We start from the raw sequence: 19,933 nt of genomic DNA, 5'->3' as shown, positions 1-19,933 counted from the left end.
CACCCGGTTATGCACCGACACCAGCGCGCTACACCAACCCTGAAACGGGCAAGCTGCCCATGTTTCCCGGAGACCAAAAATGGGTCGAGTTTCAATTGTTACTCTGCTCTCACCGCTGTTCGCTCTGCCTGCGTTCGCCGTGCCTGCCGATCCCGATATGGATGGCGACGGGTTGGCGTCTTTGGCAGAGCTGCAGACGAAGTATCCTCAGATAACCGAGGATATTTTCCTTGATATTGACGCAAACTCAGATGGATTCGCCAACGAAGTCGAATTGATGGCCGCCGTTGAGGCCGACCTTCTGCCCGCGTCCATCACCGATCAGTAAGCCAGAGGCGATCAAGCTATGAGAAAGCCAATCCCACCCTACAGGTGGATGCTTGCAGCGTTGGGTATCTGGTTGGTCATGTCTCCATTTCTTCTGTTTAGCCAAGAGGTTCTGCTAGGGGGCTTGGCTGATCGGAAAATGCTTGTTTTCATGACCTTCGGATTTGGCATCCTGCTCATGTGCAGCAGAGCTACCCAAGGTCACCTTTTCATGCGGGTGGCTCCGGTCGTGGCGACAGGGGTTGTTTTGATTGCGATGCCAACGGTGCTGGGTTTCACCGGACACCATGTGGCTGCAGCCAATGCGTGGGTGTCCGGTTCGGTTCTGATTGCGCTTGCCGCGTGGGAGGCGTTGGTGAGCCAAAAACAGTACACGATCGTTTAGAATGACACGGGGCGCGGGATGTCGTCCCGTGTTATTCTGAAATGGCGCCATGAACCGAGAACTCGCAAATGAGGCATAGCCATGACCATCGCCAGCATAGTTGACGCGCAGAAATTCAAGCGCCGCCCCTTCTGTGATACCGACACAACCGTTTTTGATGCGGCCGTAACGATGGCCCTTCTCGAAGTCAACGCGCTGGCTGTTATTGAGGATGGGCAACTGGCCGGAATTATCACGGATCATGATATCCTTCTGTGTCTTGCGGATTCCGGCTCGTCCTTTTACGAGCAAACCGTAAATGACTGGATGACCGAGAACCCGGTTGCCTGTCCGACGGGCGCTAAGCTGTCCACCGCTCTGAACCTGATGGCCAAGCACGAGGTCCGCAATCTTGTAATTACGAGGCGCGGTGACCCGTTGACCGTGGTGAGCAGCAAGGAAATCCTTGCGCGCATTCATGAAGAGGATGAGCTTGAACTGGCGGTGCTTAGGGGCATGGCTCGCAAACCCTCGGATCGGCCAAACGCCTGAAATTAAGCCGAAATGCAATTGTTTATGGAGGTCAGTGAACGACCCGTTGAACAGTTTCAGCTTTTGAGAAAGCAGTTTGCAAGGTCAGGCAAAACGATTTGTCTTAGTCATCCGTTACTCGGAACTCACCAGACGCTGCATCGGTCGGAGGTTCATCAAACTCCTGCGAGATGAGGCCCCTGCGGATAAGCTCGCGGATTGCGGCTGCTCTGGATGGCAAACGGTTTTCAAACCGCCAGTCATCGATCGCTTTCAGCTCTTCCAAGTCTAGCATCAGCTGGAGTTTTTCAGTTCTTTTCGGCGGCCGGGATTGGTCAGACACTGAAACACCCTCAATTACATACGTCACTTACTCCAAATATGTATGACAGGGCATCTCCATTTCTACAACCGCATGCGTCAGCGCTGTTCGACACCTTGTTCATGGCGCCTCATGAACCTGAGTGGTTGATGGCGTATACGTCTGTTAACTATCTGTTTTTATTTGATTTTAAGTGAATATACATACATGTTGAGTGCAGTTGGTTAACAAAAAGGATTGAACATGACGTATCAAGTTCTGAAACCCGAAGCGCAAGACCAAACCCATGATACGGGCATCGGCAAAAACACCTGGATCGCCAATGCCGTCACCGAAGTGCTGGCTGACAGCATGCTGCTGATGGTGAAAACCCAAGGGTGCCATTGGAATGTCGTAGGTCCGCTGTTTTTACCGATACATGAGCTGACCGAGCGCCAGTACCGTGATCTTTTTGAGGCTGTTGATGACTTGGCGGAACGTATCCGCGCGTTGGGTCATGTTGCGCCGATTTCATTCACTGACATGATAAGCCAAGCGACGCTGGCGGAAGAAGAGACCGTCAAAGACGCTCATGGTATGATCAAACAACTGATTGCAGATAACGAAACAATCGTGCGCAACCTGCGGGAAACGGCGGCGCTTGCGTCTCGACACGGCGATGGAGCGACCGAAGACCTGATGAATGCACGCATGGTCAAACACGAAGAGGCGGTTTGGATGTTGAAAGCTGTCGTGGCATCCTGACGTTGCGCCGTTCGGTACACAGAAGTTGTTCGCAATCCAGCTGGTTAGAACCCAAGCAACTTCATAGTTGAAAGCTGTCTACGCATTGAGCAACACAGCCGCCTCACCGCCCTCTTTGCGGTGAGGCGGCTGCCCTCTATGCGGTGTTTGCCGTGAGTTTCAGGTACCGCCCTCTATCAACGCCAGTGCCATCTTAACGAAAGTCACACCGAAAACGGTAAAATCCCGCGTTTCCTGCGAAACCGAACTCAGTTTACACTTAGGTCCTATCAGAGCCTCAAAATCGGAAAACCTTCTAAGTCATCACGCAACGTTCAGAGCGCTTTATCACCAGCGTTTTTAGTTGCTTGTTTCCAGCTTCTGACTTACCGCAATCTTGCTGATGTCATGAGGCGTCGGTTGATCGACACAGTGAAAATACAAGAGTATTTTTTCAAAGTTTAAACATTGGCAACAGGTGGCCTTTGGAACGTTTTCATGTTTCTCAAAGGCCCGTTGCCCGTTAATCTGTACAGCATGGTCCGACATCTTTTTCCCATCTCATCTTTGCTTTTTGGATCGGGTCTTCTTTTGTTCGCGGGCGGCGTGCACGGCCTCATCCTCCCGGTTAGGGGATCAATGGAGGGCTTTTCCCCAAGCGCTCTTGGTCTTTTGGGAACGGGATGGGCCATCGGCTATGTTGGGGGATGTCTTGTCGTCCCAAGGCTGGTCGGGGCCGTCGGTCACATACGCACCTTTGGTGTAATGTGCGCGCTGGCTGCAGTAACGATCCTGTTTCAAGCCATATTCATCAACGCATGGGCATGGATACCGACCCGCGCGATTTCTGGATTTTGTTTTGCCGGCGCTGCGATGATCGTTGAATCGTGGCTGAATGACCGGGTTGCGCCCAACAACCGCGGAACGATTTTCGGCGTGTATACGATGGTGAATTTAGGGGCAGTTACAGCCGGACAAATGGCTATTTCCCTAGGCGACGCGACGGGATTTGTCTTTTTTGCGATCGGAGCAATCGTGTATTGCCTGGCTCTTATTCCAACCGCCTTGTCCACATCGGCTTCGCCGGCACCGCTGACATCCGTAAGGCTAGACCTGCCCGCGCTGTGGAGAAACTCACCCGTTGCGGTCGCAGCGGTTTTTCTTGTCGGGATTTCGAATGCGGCTTTCGGCACGTTGGCTGCCGTCTATGCAGACCGCGTGGGCCTGTCACTTACCGCCATTGCGTTGTTTGCGAGTATCCCGGTTCTGGCCGGAGCCCTGGCGCAGTTGCCAATCGGATTTATAAGTGACCGCATGGACCGACGGAAGGTCCTGCTTTTCACGGCTATACTGGCCCTTGCATCCGATTTGGCGTTCGTCATCCTGGTACCGGAGTCCCGGTTCATGAACCTTGTTCTTGTCGGCGCGTTTGGTGCAGCGATTTTTGCGATGTACCCGGTTATCGTCGCCCACGCGAATGACCATGCGCCTGCGGGCACCTCGATCCAGGTTTCAGGTGGTTTGCTGATGGTTTTTGGCCTGGGTTCGATTATTGGCCCGTTGATCGCTGGTGTGGCCATGGCTGGCGTTGGGCCGCAGGGGCTGTTCATGACGACGGTTGCCGCGCATTGCCTGATGATCGCGTTCACTATCTGGCGCATCTTTGCCAAATCCGCCGTGCCTGAGAGTGAGAAAACAGCGTTTCGTGTCAGCGCTCCGGCCCGTGGCGTCACGCCCGAGACCGCCGTCCTTGCCGTTGGCGAGGACGAGGCAACGTCTTTAGCTGAGGCAGAGAATGAACTGTCCCGCGCCCGAGAAAAGTAAGATGGCCGGGATTCCGGGTTTAACACCCAGATAAGAAGCTTAGCGCCTTGTTGGACAGGTTGGTTCAGACTCGGAACAATGCGGCTGCTGCAGCCAACGAGAAGCAAATTTCTTGAATTCAGCAGAAGCACAGGAGTTTGAACCCCGTAACTCACCAATCCATTCAGGCTTTTAGAACTTGCTTAAAGATCAAATGGAAATTTGGTGCCCAGGAGAGGACTCGAACCTCCACGTCCATACAGACACTAGCACCTGAAGCTAGCGCGTCTACCAATTCCGCCACCTGGGCAGGTGTCGTGGAGGGGCGTTTAAGCCTACTGACGGGGGGCGTCAACCGGATTCGGGAAGTTTTTGGAAAGTTTTTTGTCACGTAACCAGGTTGGGTCAAAGCCTGCCGAGAATTCGCATGCTCGCGGCGTTATTGCGCCTTGTTTGCGGGGGCTTTGAGCGCTAATTCAGGTCAAACCCAGTCAATAGGAGCCCTCGCATGTCCAAACTGGTCACGATTTATGGCGGATCGGGATTTGTCGGTCGGTATATCGCTCGACGCATGGCAAACGAAGGATGGCGCGTGCGTGTTGCGGTACGGCGGCCGAATGAGGCGATGTTCGTCAAGCCATACGGTGTGGTGGGTCAAGTCGAACCTGTGCTGTGCAATATCCGCGACGATGCGTCTGTTGCGGCGGTGATGCATGGCGCCGATGCCGTGGTAAACTGCGTGGGTGTTCTGAACGAACTGGGGAAGAACGCATTCGATGCCGTGCAGGCTGACGGCGCGGCGCGCATTGCACGTATCGCCGCAGATCAAGGCGTTGCGCGCATGGTGCACATCTCGGCGATTGGTGCGGATGCCGGATCGAACAGCGCATATGCCCGCAGCAAGGCGGATGGTGAAGCCGGTGTGCTGGCGCATATGCCAAGCGCGGTCATTTTGCGCCCGTCGATTATTTTTGGCACAGAAGACCAGTTCTTTAACCGTTTTGCCGGAATGGCGCGAATGGGGCCGTTGCTGCCGTTGGTTGGGGCTGAGACCAAATTTCAACCGGTTTACGTGGATGATGTGGCCAAGGCCGCCGTAAAGGGCGTGCTGGGTCAGGCCGAAGGCAGCGTCTATGAGTTGGGCGGGCCCGAGGTAAAAACGTTCCGCGCGTTGATGCAGCAGATGCTGGACGTGATCAATCGCCGACGTGTGATCGTCGGTATACCCTTCTGGACGGCATGGATCATGGCGAACGTGCTCGATTTTTTGAAATTCGTAACGTTCCAGTTGTTCTCAAATCCCATCTTGACCCGTGATCAGTTAAAAAACCTGCGGCGGGACAATGTGGTGGCCGATGGTGTCAAAAGCTTTGCGGATCTGGGCATTGCTCCTGCGACGCTGGAGTCTGTACTGCCGGACTATCTGTGGAAGTTCCGCCCCTCGGGCCAGTATGACGAGATCCAGAAGTCGGCTGATAATCTGCGATCCTAGTCAGCTATATGCGATGACCAATAGGATCGCGCCCAGGATCACGCGGTAGACGACATAGGGTGTAAAACTGACACTACGCAAAAGGCGCATCATTAAGGTCAATGCCAAGAGCGCGGAAAAAAACGCAAAAACGGCAGCTATTGCGCCATCTTTGACCAGTTGCAAGTCAGCCTGATGGATGACATCCGCCGAAAGCAACACACCCGAGGCTGCAATCGTGGGAATTGACATCAGCATTGCCAGCCGCGCCCCGTCTTCCCGTCTGTAGCCAAGGTGCCGTGCGCCGGTGATGGTGATTCCCGAGCGCGATGTGCCGGGGATCAACGCCAGCACTTGCCACAGCCCCATGATCATCGCATCCCGCAGACCCCAGTCGCCGGTCTTTTTGGTTTGCGTGCCTTTCTGGTCCATCCAATACAGCAAAAGCCCGAATCCCAGCATGGCCCACCCGATGACTGCCATTGAACGAAGGGACTGGCTGAGGCCGGTTTTGAACAAGATGGCCCCGACGATGACGGTAGGAATCGTTGCTATGATCAAACTCATCGCCAACCGTGCCTGCGGGGTATCAAGGCGTCCAGTCAGGGCGCGAGGCAGGCCTGCAGCAGCCTGTTTCACATCCGGCCAGAAGTAAAGAATGACCGCACCCAACGAGCCAACATGGACCGCGACGTCGATCACAAGCCCTTGGTCATCCAAGCCGGTCAGGCTGGGTAAAAGGATCAGATGGCCCGATGATGAGACAGGCAAAAACTCGGTCACGCCCTGAATAATCGCCGCGAGAATCAGCTGAAATAGACTCATTTAACCTGCCGTGCTGCCGTCACGTTACCTTTGCGAGCAATGGGTATAAGTGCGGTATCAAAAAGGAAAGCATGTAAATAGGTCCGATTCGGATATAAAATCTGCGATTTTTTCAAGATTCTGATCCAGGTGCTCCACATTTTTCGAAAATAGGTAAGCACAATTGACTTTTAATATCTCAACCTATCCTTTAAACAGTCGCGACGAAGCCAATTCATGGAGTCCGACCCGTGGCCAAGCAAGCGATGCTGAAATTTGTGCAGATCGACCGCGTCATGCCCGAGAAGCGTGCCGCCGAAGACCGCAAAGACGACTTTGACGAAATCTATGCCGAATACGCTTCGGCCAAGGCGGAAGAACAGGCCAGCCGCTGCAGCCAGTGCGGTGTTCCGTATTGCCAGTCTCACTGCCCGCTGCATAACAACATTCCGGATTGGCTGAACCTGACCGCTACGGGACGGTTGCAAGAGGCCTATCAGACCAGCCAGGCTACAAATACCTTCCCCGAAATATGCGGTCGCATCTGCCCGCAGGACCGTCTGTGCGAAGGCAATTGCGTGATTGAGCAATCGGGTCATGGCACGGTCACCATCGGCTCGATTGAGAAATACATAACCGACACGGCTTGGGAAAAAGGCTGGGTTCTGCCCGTTTCTCCGCAAGCTGAGCGGAGCGAGAGTGTTGGGATCATAGGTGGCGGCCCCGGTGGTCTGGCCGCTGCGGATATGCTGCGTCGTGCTGGGATTCAGGTCACCGTCTACGATCGCTATGATCGCGCTGGCGGTCTGCTCATGTATGGCATTCCGGGCTTTAAGCTCGAAAAGGACATCGTGCAGCGCCGCAATGAATTGCTGGCTGATGGAGGGGTCGAGTTTTTTCTGAATTGCGACGTGGATGCGGCCAAGTTCGACGAAATCCGTGCCAAGCATGACGCCGTGATCATCGCAACGGGCGTATACAAATCGCGTGATCTTTCCATGCCCGGCAGCGGTCTGAATGGTATTGAAAAGGCTATCGATTTCCTGACCGCCTCGAACCGCAAGAGCTTTGGCGACACTGTCGATGATTTCGACAACGGACGCCTGAATGCCAAGGACAAAAAGGTTGTCGTGATCGGTGGTGGAGATACTGCGATGGACTGTGTGCGCACATCTATCCGTCAGGGTGCGACCTCGGTCAAATGCCTGTATCGCCGAGACCGCGCCAACATGCCCGGCTCGCAACGCGAGACACAGAACGCCGAGGAAGAAGGCGTCATCTTTGAATGGCTCAGCGCGCCCAAAGGATTCACCGGCGATGACAGCGTCACCGGTGTGATGGTACAAAAAATGCGACTGGGTCAGCCCGATGCCTCGGGTCGTCAGGCGCCTGAAGTTATCGAAGGTGCGGATTATGTCGAAGACGCGGATCTTGTGATCAAGGCGCTGGGCTTCGAGCCCGAGGATCTGCCCACTCTGTTCGGACAGCCAGACCTGCCCGTAACACGATGGGGAACCGTCAAGGCCGCCTTCCAGACCGGTGCGACCGAGATGGATGGCGTCTACGCGATTGGTGACATCGTGCGCGGCGCGTCTTTGGTCGTTTGGGCGATCCGAGACGGACGCGACTGCGCCAATGCGATCATCGACACTTTCAACAGCAAGGCCGCAATTGCGGCCGAGTAACAGTCACGCCCAGCGGTAGGAGGAACGGAGTGTCCGAATTGCAAGGCCAATGTATGTGCGGTGCGGTCACAGTTACCGCGACCCCGGCGCGTGATGCGCTTGGTGCGTGCCATTGCGACCAATGCCGCCGCTGGACCAGTTCGATGCTGATCACGTTCCCAGCCGAGCATGGCTATGCCGCTCTGGGTCCGGTCAAGACCTTTACCTCATCCGACTGGGCAGAACGCGCCTTCTGCTCCGAATGTGGGTCGGCCCTGTGGTACCGGATCACACTGCCGGGTGAGATGTATGGACACACACAAATGGCGGCGGGCCTCTTCGAAGACATCGACCACCCGCTGAAACTTGAACTTTATATCGACAAGAAACCCAAGGGTTACGCGTTCGCGGGTGAGCGCCAGCAAATGACCAAAGCCGAGGTTGAAGCCATGTATGCCCCCTCGGAAGAAGGAGACAGCCAATGACCAAATATGATGCCAATTGGGTGCAGGCCGAAGAAGCCAAGCGCAAGTGGATGGCGGAAAACGGTCTCTATTCCGAGCAGGAAGAACATTCATCCTGTGGTGTCGGGCTTGTTGTATCCATTGATGGCAAGCCATCGCGCAAGGTTGTGGATGCCGGGATCAACGCGCTCAAGGCGATCTGGCACCGTGGTGCGGTGGATGCCGATGGTAAAACAGGCGACGGCGCTGGTATCCACGTTCAGATCCCGGTTCCCTTCTTTTACGACCAGATACGCCGCACTGGTCATGAACCGAACATGGGTGAGCTGATTGCGGTCGGTCAGGTGTTCTTGCCCCGCACCGATTTTGGTGCGCAGGAACGGTGCCGAACGATTGTAGAAACCGAAGTTCTGCGCATGGGCTATTACATCTATGGCTGGCGCCACGTGCCGGTGGATGTGACCTGTCTTGGCGAAAAGGCCAACGCGACCCGGCCCGAGATTGAGCAGATTCTGATCTCGAATTCCAAGGGTGTGGATGAAGAGACGTTTGAGCGTGAGCTTTACGTCATCCGCCGTCGCATTGAAAAAGCAGCCATCGCTTCGGGCATTTCGGGTCTGTATCTTGCATCGCTGTCATGCCGTTCGATTATCTACAAAGGCATGATGCTGGCCGAGCAGGTTGCCGTCTTCTATCCCGACCTGATGGATGAGCGGTTTGAATCGAACTTTGCGATCTATCACCAGCGCTATTCGACCAACACGTTCCCTCAATGGTGGCTGGCACAGCCATTCCGCATGCTGGCCCATAACGGTGAGATCAACACGCTGAAGGGCAACATCAACTGGATGAAAAGCCATGAAATCCGCATGGCATCGGCGACCTTTGGCGACTATGCCGAAGACATCAAGCCGATTATCGCCGGTGGGTCTTCGGATTCCGCTGCATTAGACTCAGTTTTTGAGGTTCTTGTGCGTGCCGGCCGTTCGGCCCCGATGGCGAAAACCATGTTGGTGCCTGAAAGCTGGTCCAAACAGGCGGTGGAACTGCCGGAAGCCTGGCGCGATATGTATTCCTACTGCAACTCGGTGATGGAGCCTTGGGATGGACCCGCCGCACTGGCGATGACCGACGGGCGCTGGGTTTGTGCTGGCCTGGACCGCAATGGCCTGCGCCCGATGCGTTACGTCGTGACCGGCGATGGTCTGGTCATTGCGGGGTCCGAGGCGGGCATGGTGCCGATTGATGAGGCCAGCGTGACCGAAAAAGGCGCGTTGGGACCGGGTCAAATGCTTGCGGTCGATATGAAAAAGGGCAAGCTGTACCGCGACAAGCAGATCAAGGACAAGCTTTCGCGTGCGTTGCCTTTTGGCGAGTGGGTCAGCAAGATCAACGATCTGGACGAGTCGCTGGCTGGTGTGACCGAAGCGCCGATTTTCTCGGGCGAAGAACTGCGCAAGCGTCAGATTGCGGCCGGCTACTCAGTTGAAGAGCTAGAGCAGATTCTTGCCCCAATGGCTGAGGACGGAAAAGAATCCATTGCCTCGATGGGTGACGATACACCGTCGGCCGTCCTGTCCAAGCAATACCGCCCGCTGAGCCATTTCTTCCGCCAGAACTTTAGTCAGGTGACCAACCCGCCGATTGACTCACTGCGTGAATACCGGGTGATGTCGCTGAAAACGCGGTTCGGAAACCTTAAGAACGTGCTGGACGAGGATAGCAGCCAGACCGAAATCATCGTGCTGGAAAGCCCCTTTGTTGGCAATGCGCAGTGGGACAAACTGGTTGAAAACTTTAACGCTCCGTTGGCTGAGATCGATTGTAGTTTTGAACCTGGACGGGGTGCACTTAGCGCCGCTTTGACCCGTGTTAGAGCCGAAGCAGAGGAAGCCGTGCGATCGGGTGCGGGGCATCTGGTGCTGTCTGACATGAACTCGGGATCAGGACGCGTCGCGATGCCAATGATCCTGGCGACCAGCGCCGTGCACTCGCATCTGACCCGTCAGGGGCTGCGGACCTTCTGCTCGTTGAATGTTCGCGCCGCGGAATGCGTGGACCCGCACTATTTCGCCGTACTGATCGGCTGCGGTGCGACCGTTGTAAACGCCTATCTGGCCGAGGATTCGCTGGCAGACCGTATTGATCGCGGTTTGCTGGATGGCACCCTGACGGAAAACGTCGCGCGCTATCGCGAAGCCATCGACCAGGGCTTGCTGAAGATCATGGCCAAGATGGGCATTTCGGTGATTTCCTCATATCGTGGCGGTCTGAACTTTGAAGCCGTGGGTCTGAGCCGTGCCATGGTTGCCGAGTATTTCCCGGGCATGACCAGCCGGATATCCGGGATCGGCGTCACCGGTATTCAGACCAAAGTCGAAGAAATCCACGCCAAAGGCTGGGAGAGCGGTCTGGACGTGCTGCCCATCGGCGGGTTCTACAAAGCCCGGACATCGGGTGAGACCCACGCGTGGGAAGCAACGTCAATGCACATGATGCAAATGGCCTGCAACCGCGCATCTTACGAGCTGTGGAAGCAATACTCGGCCAAAATGCAATCGAATCCACCGATCCACCTGCGTGATCTGATGGATTTCAAACCGCTGGGCAAGCCCGTGCCAATCGAAGAGGTCGAGTCGATCACCTCGATCCGCAAACGCTTTGTCACGCCGGGCATGTCGCTGGGCGCGCTGTCGCCCGAGGCGCACAAGACGCTGAACGTGGCGATGAATCGGATCGGTGCGAAATCTGACTCGGGTGAAGGTGGTGAAGACCCGGCGCATTTCGTTCCGGAGCCAAATGGCGACAATCCGTCGGCCAAGATCAAACAGGTTGCTTCGGGCCGGTTTGGCGTGACCGCCGAATATCTGAACCAGTGTGAAGAGTTGGAAATCAAGGTAGCCCAGGGTGCAAAACCCGGTGAGGGTGGCCAGCTGCCCGGCATGAAGGTCACTGACCTGATCGCACGCTTGCGTCACTCGACCAAGGGTGTGACCCTGATTTCGCCGCCACCGCACCACGATATCTACTCGATCGAGGATCTGGCGCAGCTGATCTACGACCTGAAACAGATCAACCCACGCTGCAAGGTGACGGTCAAGCTGGTGGCGTCGTCCGGCGTTGGCACGATTGCCGCCGGTGTCGCCAAGGCAAAAGCGGATATTATCCTTATTTCGGGTCACAATGGCGGCACAGGTGCGTCGCCCGCGACCTCAATCAAATACGCTGGTCTCCCGTGGGAGATGGGCCTGACCGAAGCGCATCAGGTTCTGGCGATGAACAACCTGAGGGATCGCGTCACGCTGCGAACGGATGGCGGTTTGCGTACCGGGCGCGATATTGTCATGGCCGCGATGATGGGGGCTGAAGAATACGGCATCGGTACGGCCGCTCTGATCGCGATGGGCTGTATCATGGTGCGTCAGTGTCAGTCGAACACATGCCCGGTTGGTGTCTGTACGCAGGATGACTCCCTGCGCGCCAAGTTCACCGGTAACGCGGATAAAGTGGTCAACCTGATCACCTTCTATGCTCAGGAAGTGCGCGAACTATTGGCCAGCCTTGGCGCGCGTTCCATGGACGAAGTAATCGGGCGCGCGGATTTGTTGGCACAGGTCAGCCGTGGCTCGGCGCATCTGGACGATCTGGATCTCAACCCGCTTTTGATCACGGTCGATGGCGCGCAAGACATCGTTTACAACCGGGACAAGGACCGTAACGCGGTGCCGGATACGCTGGATGCTGAGATCGTCCGCGATGCCGCGCGGTTCCTGAAAGACGGCGAAAAGATGCAGCTGTCTTACGCGGTGCAGAATACGCATCGGACCGTGGGCACCCGCGTCTCAAGCCATATCGTTCAGAACTTCGGTATGCGGAATACCTTCCAGCCCGACCACCTGCATGTAAAACTGCAGGGCTCGGCCGGGCAGTCGCTGGGGGCATTTGCTGCGCCGGGCCTGAAGCTTGAGGTATCGGGCGATGCCAATGACTATGTCGGCAAGGGCCTGTCGGGCGGCACAATTGTGGTGCGCCCACCGCAGGTCAGCCCGCTGAAGGCGGATGAAAACACCATCATCGGCAACACGGTTCTGTATGGCGCCACTGACGGTCACCTGTTTGCTGCCGGACGCGCCGGAGAGCGTTTTGCGGTTCGGAACTCGGGCGCAAAGGTCGTGATCGAAGGCTGCGGCTCGAACGGGTGTGAATATATGACGGGCGGTGTTGCGGTGATCCTGGGCGATATCGGTGCCAACTTTGGCGCGGGCATGACTGGCGGCATGGCCTATCTCTACGACCCGGAAGGCAAGGCGGAAAAACTGATGAACAAGGAAACGCTAGTGACCTGCCCGGTGACGGTTGACCATTGGGAAAACCAGTTGAAATCGCTGGTTCAGGCGCATCAGACCGAGACCTTCAGCCGCAAGGCAGCAGATATCCTGCAGCATTGGGATGTTGAAAAGGCGAACTTCCTTCAAGTCTGTCCGAAAGAGATGCTGAACAAGCTCAGCTATCCTTTGACCCACGAAGCCACTGCGGTGCCGGCAGAGTAAGCCGGTCAGTCATTGCTGCTGACAAACCCGCGTGTCGTAGAAAACACGCGGGTTTTCTATTTTTCTCAAATTTATATGCACTTATTGATTTATCATCAGGCGCTCGTACAAAAGTCCAAGTTCCTTCACAATTTGCTGCCAAGCTGCTGTGCAATGTGACGAAGAGGCAAGAGCGAACCTATGCCGACGACTTATACTGATCAGTTTTTTGATATGGACCCTGCGGTTCCACCGCCAGCCGGAACAACGCTGACTGTGCAGAGCTACACGCTGGTCGATCAAAATGACGATGATGATATTGACCGGTTCAACAACGATACGGTGAATGGTCAGGATGTGACCCGCTCGTGGCCCGGCGATACTGTTACGATCAACGTCTCAGGCGTGGGGAATGTAACCTATACCGGCACAACATTTTATCTTGCCGACGGTACACGGGTTTTTACACCAACCGATGGTCAGGTTCTACAAACTGGAACATTTGTATCGTCTTCATTCGTTACGTCGCAGGGGCCGTTGGATGTTGGCGATCTTGGTCCGCCCTGTTTCACGCCCGGTACGCTGATCGAAACGCCGAGTGGATTGCGCCTTGTCGAAGACTTAAAGCCTGGTGATCAGGTGTTGACTGCGGATAACGGCACGCAGCCTGTTTTGTGGGTTGGTCGCACCACTGTTAAGGCCGAAGGAAAACTGGCTCCAGTTCGGTTCGAGGCTGGCGTGCTGGGTCTGGATCATGCGCTGATCGTATCTCCTCAGCATAGGATGCTGATCGAAGACTGGCGCGCGCCGTATCTGTTTGGCTACTCAGAGGTGCTGATCGCAGCGCATTGCCTGGTTAACGGCGACACTGTCACCCGCGTCGAATGCGATGAGGTTACATACATCCACCTGCTGTTCTCACGGCACGAGATACTTATCGCTAATGGGGCGAAAAGCGAAAGCTACTATCCCGGACATGCGGTAAGCACGTCGGACCGGAATACGCAGGCTGAACTGCTATCTCTGTTTCCGGAGTTGCGCACCCGCAACCCGGTTCTGCCGGAAACCGCCCGTCCGGTCATCCGCCCGCGCGAAGCGCGCGCCTTGGCGATTTAAGCCGTTTTCAAGCCTTGCGCTGCGTCGTATAGCAAGAGGATGGCAAAAAAGGCAGTACGCAAGTCGGGCAGCAAGAAACGCAAGGCGTCCAAAACACAAAAACAAAAATCCACGCGGATTCGTCTTTGGGCGACTCGTACTGTGTTGGGTGTGGTTGTTTTTGTTGTTGGGTTGGTGGCGCTTTATTCTGTGGTGAACCCGCCGTTGACTCATACCATCTGGTCCGAATGGCGCCGGTTGGGCAAAGTAGAGCGGAATTGGGTGCCGATCGAGGACATCTCTCCGGTCATGGCGCGTGCCGTTGTTGCGGCCGAGGATGCAAATTTCTGCCTGCATTGGGGTTTTGACGTTGAGGCGATCCGCGATGCGCTGGAGGATGGAGGGTCTCGCGGTGCATCGACTATTTCTCAGCAAGTGGTCAAAAACGTGTTCCTGTGGCAAGGGCGCAGCTGGGTTCGCAAAGCTCTGGAAACCTCGCTTACGCCAGTGGTTGAGATTTTCTGGAGCAAGCAGCGCATCCTTGAGGTTTATCTGAACGTGGCTGAAACCGGAGAAGGCGTATTTGGAGTTGAGGCAGCAGCCCAACGGAATTTCAAGGTGTCTGCCGCCCAGCTTAGCCCGGTGCAAGCGGCCCGGATTGCCGCCATCCTGCCTTCACCGCGTAACCGATCCGTCACGGACCCTTCGGTTCGCACCCGCAGGCGGGCTGCGGCAATTCTGGATGGAGCGGCCACCATCCGCGCAGATGGTCGCTCAAACTGTTTCGAGGATTGAAACTTATTGCCCCTCAAGGCTAAAGCTGGGGGGTCCACACTGGTTCGATTGGAAGCCCATGGCGCGTCTGTTTCATGTTCCCCTGTCCCCTTTTTGCCGTAAGGTCCGCCTGTCCCTGGCGGAAAAGAAGATCGAGGTTGAGCTGGTTGAAGAAAAATACTGGGAAAGAGACCCGGATTTTCTGCGCCGAAACCCTGCGGGAAAAGTACCAATCTTGCGTCTGGATGGGCGGATCATGGCAGAAAGCACCGCCATCTGTGAGTATATTGAGGAAACGCGCCCCGAACCCCCGTTGATGCCAAAGAACCCGGATGCGCGGTATGAGGTTCGGCGCTTGGTAGGGTGGTTCGATGATAAATTCCACCATGAGGTCACATCGAAACTGCTGTACGAGCGGGTCAACAAGAAAGTAACTGGCGAAGGCTATCCAGACAGCAAGAACGTCAAGGAAGGTGCCCGCGCGATCAAGTACCATCTGGATTACATGGCTTGGTTGCTGGATCATCGCCGCTGGTTGGCCGGGGATACCATGACTTTGGCGGATTTCGCGGCAGCGGCGCATTTTTCAGCGCTGGATTATATCTCGGATGTGGATTGGAACCGATCGCAGGCGGTTAAGGACTGGTACGCAAAGATTAAGTCACGACCTGCATTCCGATCGATTCTGGCGGATCAGGTTCCGGGATTCCGGCCTCCGTCCCATTACGCCGACCTGGATTTCTGATAACTGCATCCGGAGGCTGTTGGCCTGATTTTGGTGTAAATCGTCCACAAAAAGATTGGGCTTTCGCCGTTTACCGCCCGAGGATTACTCTAACCAGATGACGAACGGATCGAGCTTAAAGGAAAAGCTGGTGTCGCAGGCGCTGACCGAAGGGTTCGCGTCATGCCGCGTGTGTCGTCCTTGGGACGTTCCCGAAGTTCCTGCTCGCCTTGAGGCGTTTCTGGAGGCTGAGTATCACGGGCAGATGGGTTGGATGGCTGAGCGGACCCATTGGCGCGGCGATCCCGCGGCATTGTGGCCGGATGCACGGTCGGTGATCATGCTGGCCGAAAGCTATACGCCTGAACACGATCCGACAGAGGTTCTGAACCATCCGGACAAAGCCGCGATTTCCGTTTATGCGCAGAACAAGGATTATCATGATCTGGTCAAGAAGCGGCTGAAACGGCTGGCGCGTTGGCTGATCTCTGAAGCCGGCGGAGAGGTGAAGGTGTTTGTTGATACCGCACCGGTTCCGGAAAAGGCGCTGGGCCATGCTGCGGGGCTCGGCTGGCAGGGGAAGCACACCAATCTTGTCAGCCGGGACTGGGGCAATTGGGCTTTTATAGGGTCGATCTTTACCACTTTGGACCTGCCAGCTGACATGGCAGAGGTGGATCATTGCGGATCATGCCGGGCCTGTCTGGATGCCTGCCCTACGGATGCTTTTCCCGCGCCGTATCGTTTGGATGCGCGACGGTGTATTTCCTATTTGACCATTGAATACAAAGGCCCGGTGGATGAAGAGTTGCGGTCGAAACTCGGCAATCGGATTTATGGCTGCGATGATTGCTTGGCCGCGTGTCCGTGGAACAAATTCGCGGTGGCAGCGAGCGATATCCGCTATGCAGCCCGTGATGATTTGAAGGCATCGTCGTTGGCAGAGCTGGCAGCGCTGGACGACACTGCATTCCGCGCAAAGTTTTCCGGCTCACCCATCAAGCGGATCGGGCGTGATCGGTTTGTGCGCAACGTGCTCTACGCAATCGGTAATTCTGATATGGCCGAATTGTTGCCGGTGGCGCAGGAATTGACTAACGATCCGGACCCTGCCGTGGCAGATGCGGCCCGCTGGGCTGTCAAACAACTGCTGTAAGTGCCGCAAACAGGCTGGACGTGTCGGTCCAAACCGTTACACCCAACGACAGCGAACAGGAAGGAGTTCCCGATGGCGCTGGCTTTGGGGGTGGATACGGGTGGAACCTACACGGACGCGGTTCTGATCCGGGATGAGCGTGAGGTGATCGCCTCGGCCAAGTCCCTGACGACGCGGTCTGATCTGGCAATTGGCGTCGGTAAGGCGATTCAGGCAGTTCTGGACGCGGCGCAGGTGGCGCCAGAGCAAATCTCGATGGCATCGCTGTCGACCACATTGGCGACGAATGCACTGGTCGAGGGGCAGGGCGGGCGCGTGGCGCTGATCTATATCGGGTTCAAGGAAGACGACCTTGATAAGCACGGTCTGAAGGATGCGCTGAAAGGTGACCCGGCCCTCGTCTTATCAGGCGGTCATACCCATGCCGGAGGACAGGCTGCTCCACTGGACATTGCGGCGCTGGAGTCGTTTTTAGTCTCTCACAAAGGCATTTCTGGCTTTGCGGTGGCCGCTCAATTCGCCACGCGCAACCCCGCTCATGAGTTAGAGGCCGCGCGACTCATTGCGGAAAGGACCGGTGCGCCGGTGACGTGTTCGCATCATCTTTCAGCCAAGCTAAACGGTCCGAAACGCGCCGTTACAGCGGTATTGAACGCCCGCTTGATCGGTATGATTGACCGCTTGATCGGGCGGGCTCAGGATCAGCTATTGGAACTTGGAATAACCGCCCCGATGATGGTTGTACGCGGCGATGGCGCATTGATGAGTGCCGAGCAAGCGCGCGAGCGACCGATTGAAACGATCCTAAGCGGTCCGGCGGCGTCCATTGTTGGCGCTAGCTGGCTGACGGGGGCCGAAAATGCGCTGGTTTCTGATATTGGTGGCACGACCACGGATGTTGCACTGATCCGGGATGGGAAACCGGCGATAGATCCAGCAGGTGCACAGGTCGGCGGGTTTCGAACCATGGTCGAGGCCGTGGCGATGCGGACGCATGGGTTAGGTGGTGACAGTCAGGTGCATGCGGTGACCGAAGGCTTGGGCGGCGGCGTGTTTCTGGGGCCGCGGCGGGTGGTGCCTGTCTCGTTGATTGCGTCAGAAGCCCCCGAAATCGTTCATGCAGTTTTGGATGCGCAGCTACGGTCGACCACTGTTGGTGAACATGACACGCGCTTTGCGCGGCTTGTTCCCGGTATTCACGCCGGGGGGTTGGGTGGACGCGAAGAGGCTTTGATCGAGCGGTTGGGAGACCGGGTTATGCCGCTGAGCGATCTGTTGCGCACCCGTATGGAGAACGGCGCCCTGACGCGTCTGGTGGATCGAGGGATCGTTCAGGTTTCGGGCGTCACCCCATCAGATGCCAGCCACGTACTGGGTCGACTGGATAGCTGGGATGCAGAAGCTGCCGGGAAAGCGTTGGAACTGATGGCGCGCAAGCGTGTGGGAACTGGTGACAGATTGGCAGCCACCCCCGGAAACCTGGCGGAGATGATTGTAAATGAGCTAACGGAACAGACCGTTTTGACCTTATTAGAGACTGCTTTTGCCGAAGAAGCAGAGCATTTCGGTCTGCCACCCGCCGAATTAGCCCGCCATGTACTGACGCGCAGGGGCTTGTCAAAGCATCGCGGGCTTTTGGCGCTGGATGCAGCGTTGAATGTGGATGTGGTGGGGCTTGGCGCGTCGGCCCCCAGCTATTACCCGGCAGTTGGCAAACGCTTGCACGCCCGGATGATCCTGCCTGAGCACGCAGGCGTGGCCAACGCCATCGGTGCCGTGGTCGGGCGGTTGACCCTGCGCCGGTCCGGGACGGTGACATCCCCGTCCGAGGGGCGCTATAGGGTTCATCTTCAAGATGGTCCGCAAGACTTTACCGAATCCGAAAAGGCACTGGACATGCTTGAATCTGTGCTGCGGGATCAGGCAGAAGGCGCCGTTCGCGAAGCCGGGGCTGCGGATATCCGGGTCGTGGTCGATCGGGACATCCGCACCGCACGGATCGAAGCGCAAGACGTGTTCGTCGAGGCGATGGTCACTGTTGAGGCCAGTGGTCGGCCTCGCGTGGCGTCAGGGTAGCCCCGCCAGGGGGCTGCCCCACTATTCTGCCGCGTCGCGCTTGGGCAGAACCCAATCGGCACGTGGGAAATGGCAGGTATAGCCGTTCGGGATACGCTCAAGATAGTCCTGATGCTCGGGCTCGGCCTCCCAGAAATCACCGACAGGCTCGACTTCGGTTACAACCTTGCCGGGCCATAGCCCGCTCGCATTCACGTCGGCAATCGTGTCCAGGGCCACTTGTTTCTGCGCGTCGTCAACATAGTAAATCGCCGAACGATAGCTCATCCCGCGATCATTGCCCTGACGGTTCAGCGTTGTTGGATCATGAATCTGAAAGAAAAACTCCAGCAATTCGCGATAGGTGATTTTTGTTGGATCGAAAAAGATCTCGATCCCTTCGGCATGGGTCCCGTGGTTGCGATAGGTTGCGTTTGGCACGTCACCGCCGGTATAGCCGACACGGGTGCGCGACACTCCCGGCAGTTTGCGGATCAGGTCCTGCATGCCCCAGAAACAGCCCCCGGCCAGTACGGCACGATCTTCGGTCATCAGATATCCTCCACATGGTTCAGGTAGTCGCCATACCCTTCGGCTTCCATCTCATCGCGATGAATGAACCGCAGCGCGGCAGAGTTGATGCAATATCGCAGGCCGCCATGCTCGCGCGGCCCATCAGGAAACACGTGGCCCAGATGGCTGTCGCCGTGTTTTGAGCGTACTTCGACCCGCACCATGCCAAGACTTGTGTCAGATTTTTCCAGCACGTGTTCATCAATGATTGGCTTTGTAAAACTGGGCCAGCCGCACCCGGATTCGTATTTATGGGTCGAGGCAAACAGTGGCTCGCCAGATACGATATCCACGTAGATGCCCGGTTCCTTGTTGTGCAGGTACGCGCCCGTTCCCGGACGTTCAGTGCCGTTGCGTTGCGTCACGCGAAGCTGTTCGGGCGTCAAGGCAGCAATGGCTTCACTGGATTTGGTGAAACGCGTCATGGTTCCTCCCGCTTGGTTTGACTGTTATGTAATCTGGTGCGCCAAAGAGGAAATAAAAACCCCATTTCAGCGGCCTCGCGGTGTCGTGTGAATGATCCACGTAGGCGGTTGCCGCGTATATTAATTACA

Annotated in this window: 18 protein-coding genes and 1 tRNA gene; 14 read left to right on the top strand and 5 right to left on the bottom strand. The window is 56.4% G+C overall.

Going from position 1 to position 19,933, the window contains the following annotated elements; all coding sequences use genetic code 11:
* The first annotated feature begins 79 nt into the window (after positions 1-79).
* The 3 genes from ACXAET_RS12700 to ACXAET_RS12690 all read left to right on the top strand — a co-directional run bounded on the left by ACXAET_RS12700 (position 80) and on the right by ACXAET_RS12690 (position 1,243).
* Positions 80-328 carry an EF-hand domain-containing protein gene (locus ACXAET_RS12700; RefSeq protein WP_475185454.1) on the top strand — a complete coding sequence of 83 codons (249 nt, stop codon included), beginning with the start codon at positions 80-82 and terminating at the stop codon, positions 326-328.
* Between the two features lie 18 nt (positions 329-346).
* On the top strand, positions 347-712 hold the full coding sequence (locus ACXAET_RS12695; protein ID WP_475185450.1) for a hypothetical protein: 366 nt from the start codon (positions 347-349) through the stop codon (positions 710-712).
* An 81-nt stretch (positions 713-793) separates the two neighbouring features.
* On the top strand, positions 794-1,243 hold the full coding sequence (locus ACXAET_RS12690; protein WP_224891241.1) for a CBS domain-containing protein: 450 nt from the start codon (positions 794-796) through the stop codon (positions 1,241-1,243).
* A gap of 103 nt (positions 1,244-1,346) precedes the next feature.
* Here ACXAET_RS12690 and ACXAET_RS12685 read toward each other — a convergent pair whose 3' ends face one another.
* On the bottom strand, positions 1,347-1,517 hold the full coding sequence (locus ACXAET_RS12685) for a hypothetical protein (RefSeq protein WP_169794889.1): 171 nt from the start codon (positions 1,515-1,517) through the stop codon (positions 1,347-1,349).
* A gap of 270 nt (positions 1,518-1,787) precedes the next feature.
* On the opposite strand from ACXAET_RS12685, the gene ACXAET_RS12680 reads away from it, so the two are divergent.
* Entirely contained in the window at positions 1,788-2,288 is a 501-nt protein-coding gene (locus ACXAET_RS12680; RefSeq protein WP_157770059.1) for a Dps family protein, read from the top strand.
* Positions 2,289-2,765: 477 nt separating this feature from the next.
* Positions 2,766-4,091 carry an MFS transporter gene (locus ACXAET_RS12675; RefSeq protein WP_475185445.1) on the top strand — a complete coding sequence of 442 codons (1,326 nt, stop codon included), beginning with the start codon at positions 2,766-2,768 and terminating at the stop codon, positions 4,089-4,091.
* A gap of 202 nt (positions 4,092-4,293) precedes the next feature.
* Here ACXAET_RS12675 and ACXAET_RS12670 read toward each other — a convergent pair.
* Positions 4,294-4,380 (bottom strand) — tRNA-Leu (locus ACXAET_RS12670).
* A gap of 198 nt (positions 4,381-4,578) precedes the next feature.
* Between ACXAET_RS12670 and ACXAET_RS12665 the strand changes: the two genes are divergently transcribed.
* Complete coding sequence (locus ACXAET_RS12665) at positions 4,579-5,562, top strand: complex I NDUFA9 subunit family protein (RefSeq protein WP_475185442.1); 984 nt, start codon at positions 4,579-4,581, stop codon at positions 5,560-5,562.
* On the opposite strand, the gene ACXAET_RS12660 is transcribed toward ACXAET_RS12665, so the two are convergent.
* Positions 5,563-6,366, bottom strand: coding sequence for an undecaprenyl-diphosphate phosphatase (locus tag ACXAET_RS12660; protein ID WP_475185439.1), 804 nt, complete (start codon positions 6,364-6,366; stop codon positions 5,563-5,565).
* A gap of 230 nt (positions 6,367-6,596) precedes the next feature.
* Between ACXAET_RS12660 and ACXAET_RS12655 the strand changes: the two genes are divergently transcribed.
* The 8 genes from ACXAET_RS12655 to ACXAET_RS12620 all read left to right on the top strand — a co-directional run bounded on the left by ACXAET_RS12655 (position 6,597) and on the right by ACXAET_RS12620 (position 18,827).
* Positions 6,597-8,030: an NAD(P)-dependent oxidoreductase gene (locus tag ACXAET_RS12655; protein ID WP_475185436.1), complete on the top strand. Its 1,434-nt coding sequence runs from the start codon at positions 6,597-6,599 to the stop codon at positions 8,028-8,030.
* Between the two features lie 29 nt (positions 8,031-8,059).
* On the top strand, positions 8,060-8,494 hold the full coding sequence (locus tag ACXAET_RS12650) for a GFA family protein (protein ID WP_475185433.1): 435 nt from the start codon (positions 8,060-8,062) through the stop codon (positions 8,492-8,494).
* On the top strand, positions 8,491-13,023 hold the full coding sequence (gene gltB / locus ACXAET_RS12645; RefSeq protein WP_475185430.1) for a glutamate synthase large subunit: 4,533 nt from the start codon (positions 8,491-8,493) through the stop codon (positions 13,021-13,023). Before ACXAET_RS12650 ends, gltB begins: the two co-directional genes overlap by 4 nt.
* 180 nt (positions 13,024-13,203) lie before the next feature.
* A complete protein-coding gene (locus ACXAET_RS12640) occupies positions 13,204-14,118 on the top strand; it encodes a Hint domain-containing protein (protein WP_475185425.1) in 915 nt (304 codons plus the stop codon).
* A gap of 39 nt (positions 14,119-14,157) precedes the next feature.
* A complete protein-coding gene (mtgA, locus tag ACXAET_RS12635; RefSeq protein WP_475185424.1) occupies positions 14,158-14,892 on the top strand; it encodes a monofunctional biosynthetic peptidoglycan transglycosylase in 735 nt (244 codons plus the stop codon).
* A gap of 58 nt (positions 14,893-14,950) precedes the next feature.
* Positions 14,951-15,616, top strand: a complete 666-nt coding sequence (gene fzlA, locus ACXAET_RS12630; protein ID WP_475185420.1) for an FtsZ-binding protein FzlA — start codon at positions 14,951-14,953, stop codon at positions 15,614-15,616.
* Between the two features lie 97 nt (positions 15,617-15,713).
* Entirely contained in the window at positions 15,714-16,751 is a 1,038-nt protein-coding gene (queG, locus tag ACXAET_RS12625; RefSeq protein WP_475185416.1) for a tRNA epoxyqueuosine(34) reductase QueG, read from the top strand.
* A 72-nt stretch (positions 16,752-16,823) separates the two neighbouring features.
* Complete coding sequence (locus ACXAET_RS12620; protein ID WP_475185413.1) at positions 16,824-18,827, top strand: hydantoinase/oxoprolinase family protein; 2,004 nt, start codon at positions 16,824-16,826, stop codon at positions 18,825-18,827.
* A gap of 21 nt (positions 18,828-18,848) precedes the next feature.
* On the opposite strand, the gene msrA is transcribed toward ACXAET_RS12620, so the two are convergent.
* Together msrA and msrB are read right to left on the bottom strand one after the other, a co-directional pair.
* On the bottom strand, positions 18,849-19,358 hold the full coding sequence (gene msrA / locus ACXAET_RS12615; protein WP_475185410.1) for a peptide-methionine (S)-S-oxide reductase MsrA: 510 nt from the start codon (positions 19,356-19,358) through the stop codon (positions 18,849-18,851).
* The gene (msrB, locus tag ACXAET_RS12610) at positions 19,358-19,804 is read right to left on the bottom strand and encodes a peptide-methionine (R)-S-oxide reductase MsrB (protein WP_068341137.1); all 447 of its coding nucleotides are present in this window, start codon (positions 19,802-19,804) and stop codon (positions 19,358-19,360) included. The genes msrA and msrB overlap by 1 nt, the downstream gene beginning before the upstream one ends.
* Positions 19,805-19,933: the final 129 nt, after the last annotated feature.

It is taken from the genome of Ruegeria sp. AWH4_226 (assembly GCF_056159225.1).
Note: the sequence above shows the minus strand (reverse complement) of the source record. Positions and strands in the feature narration are given on the sequence as shown.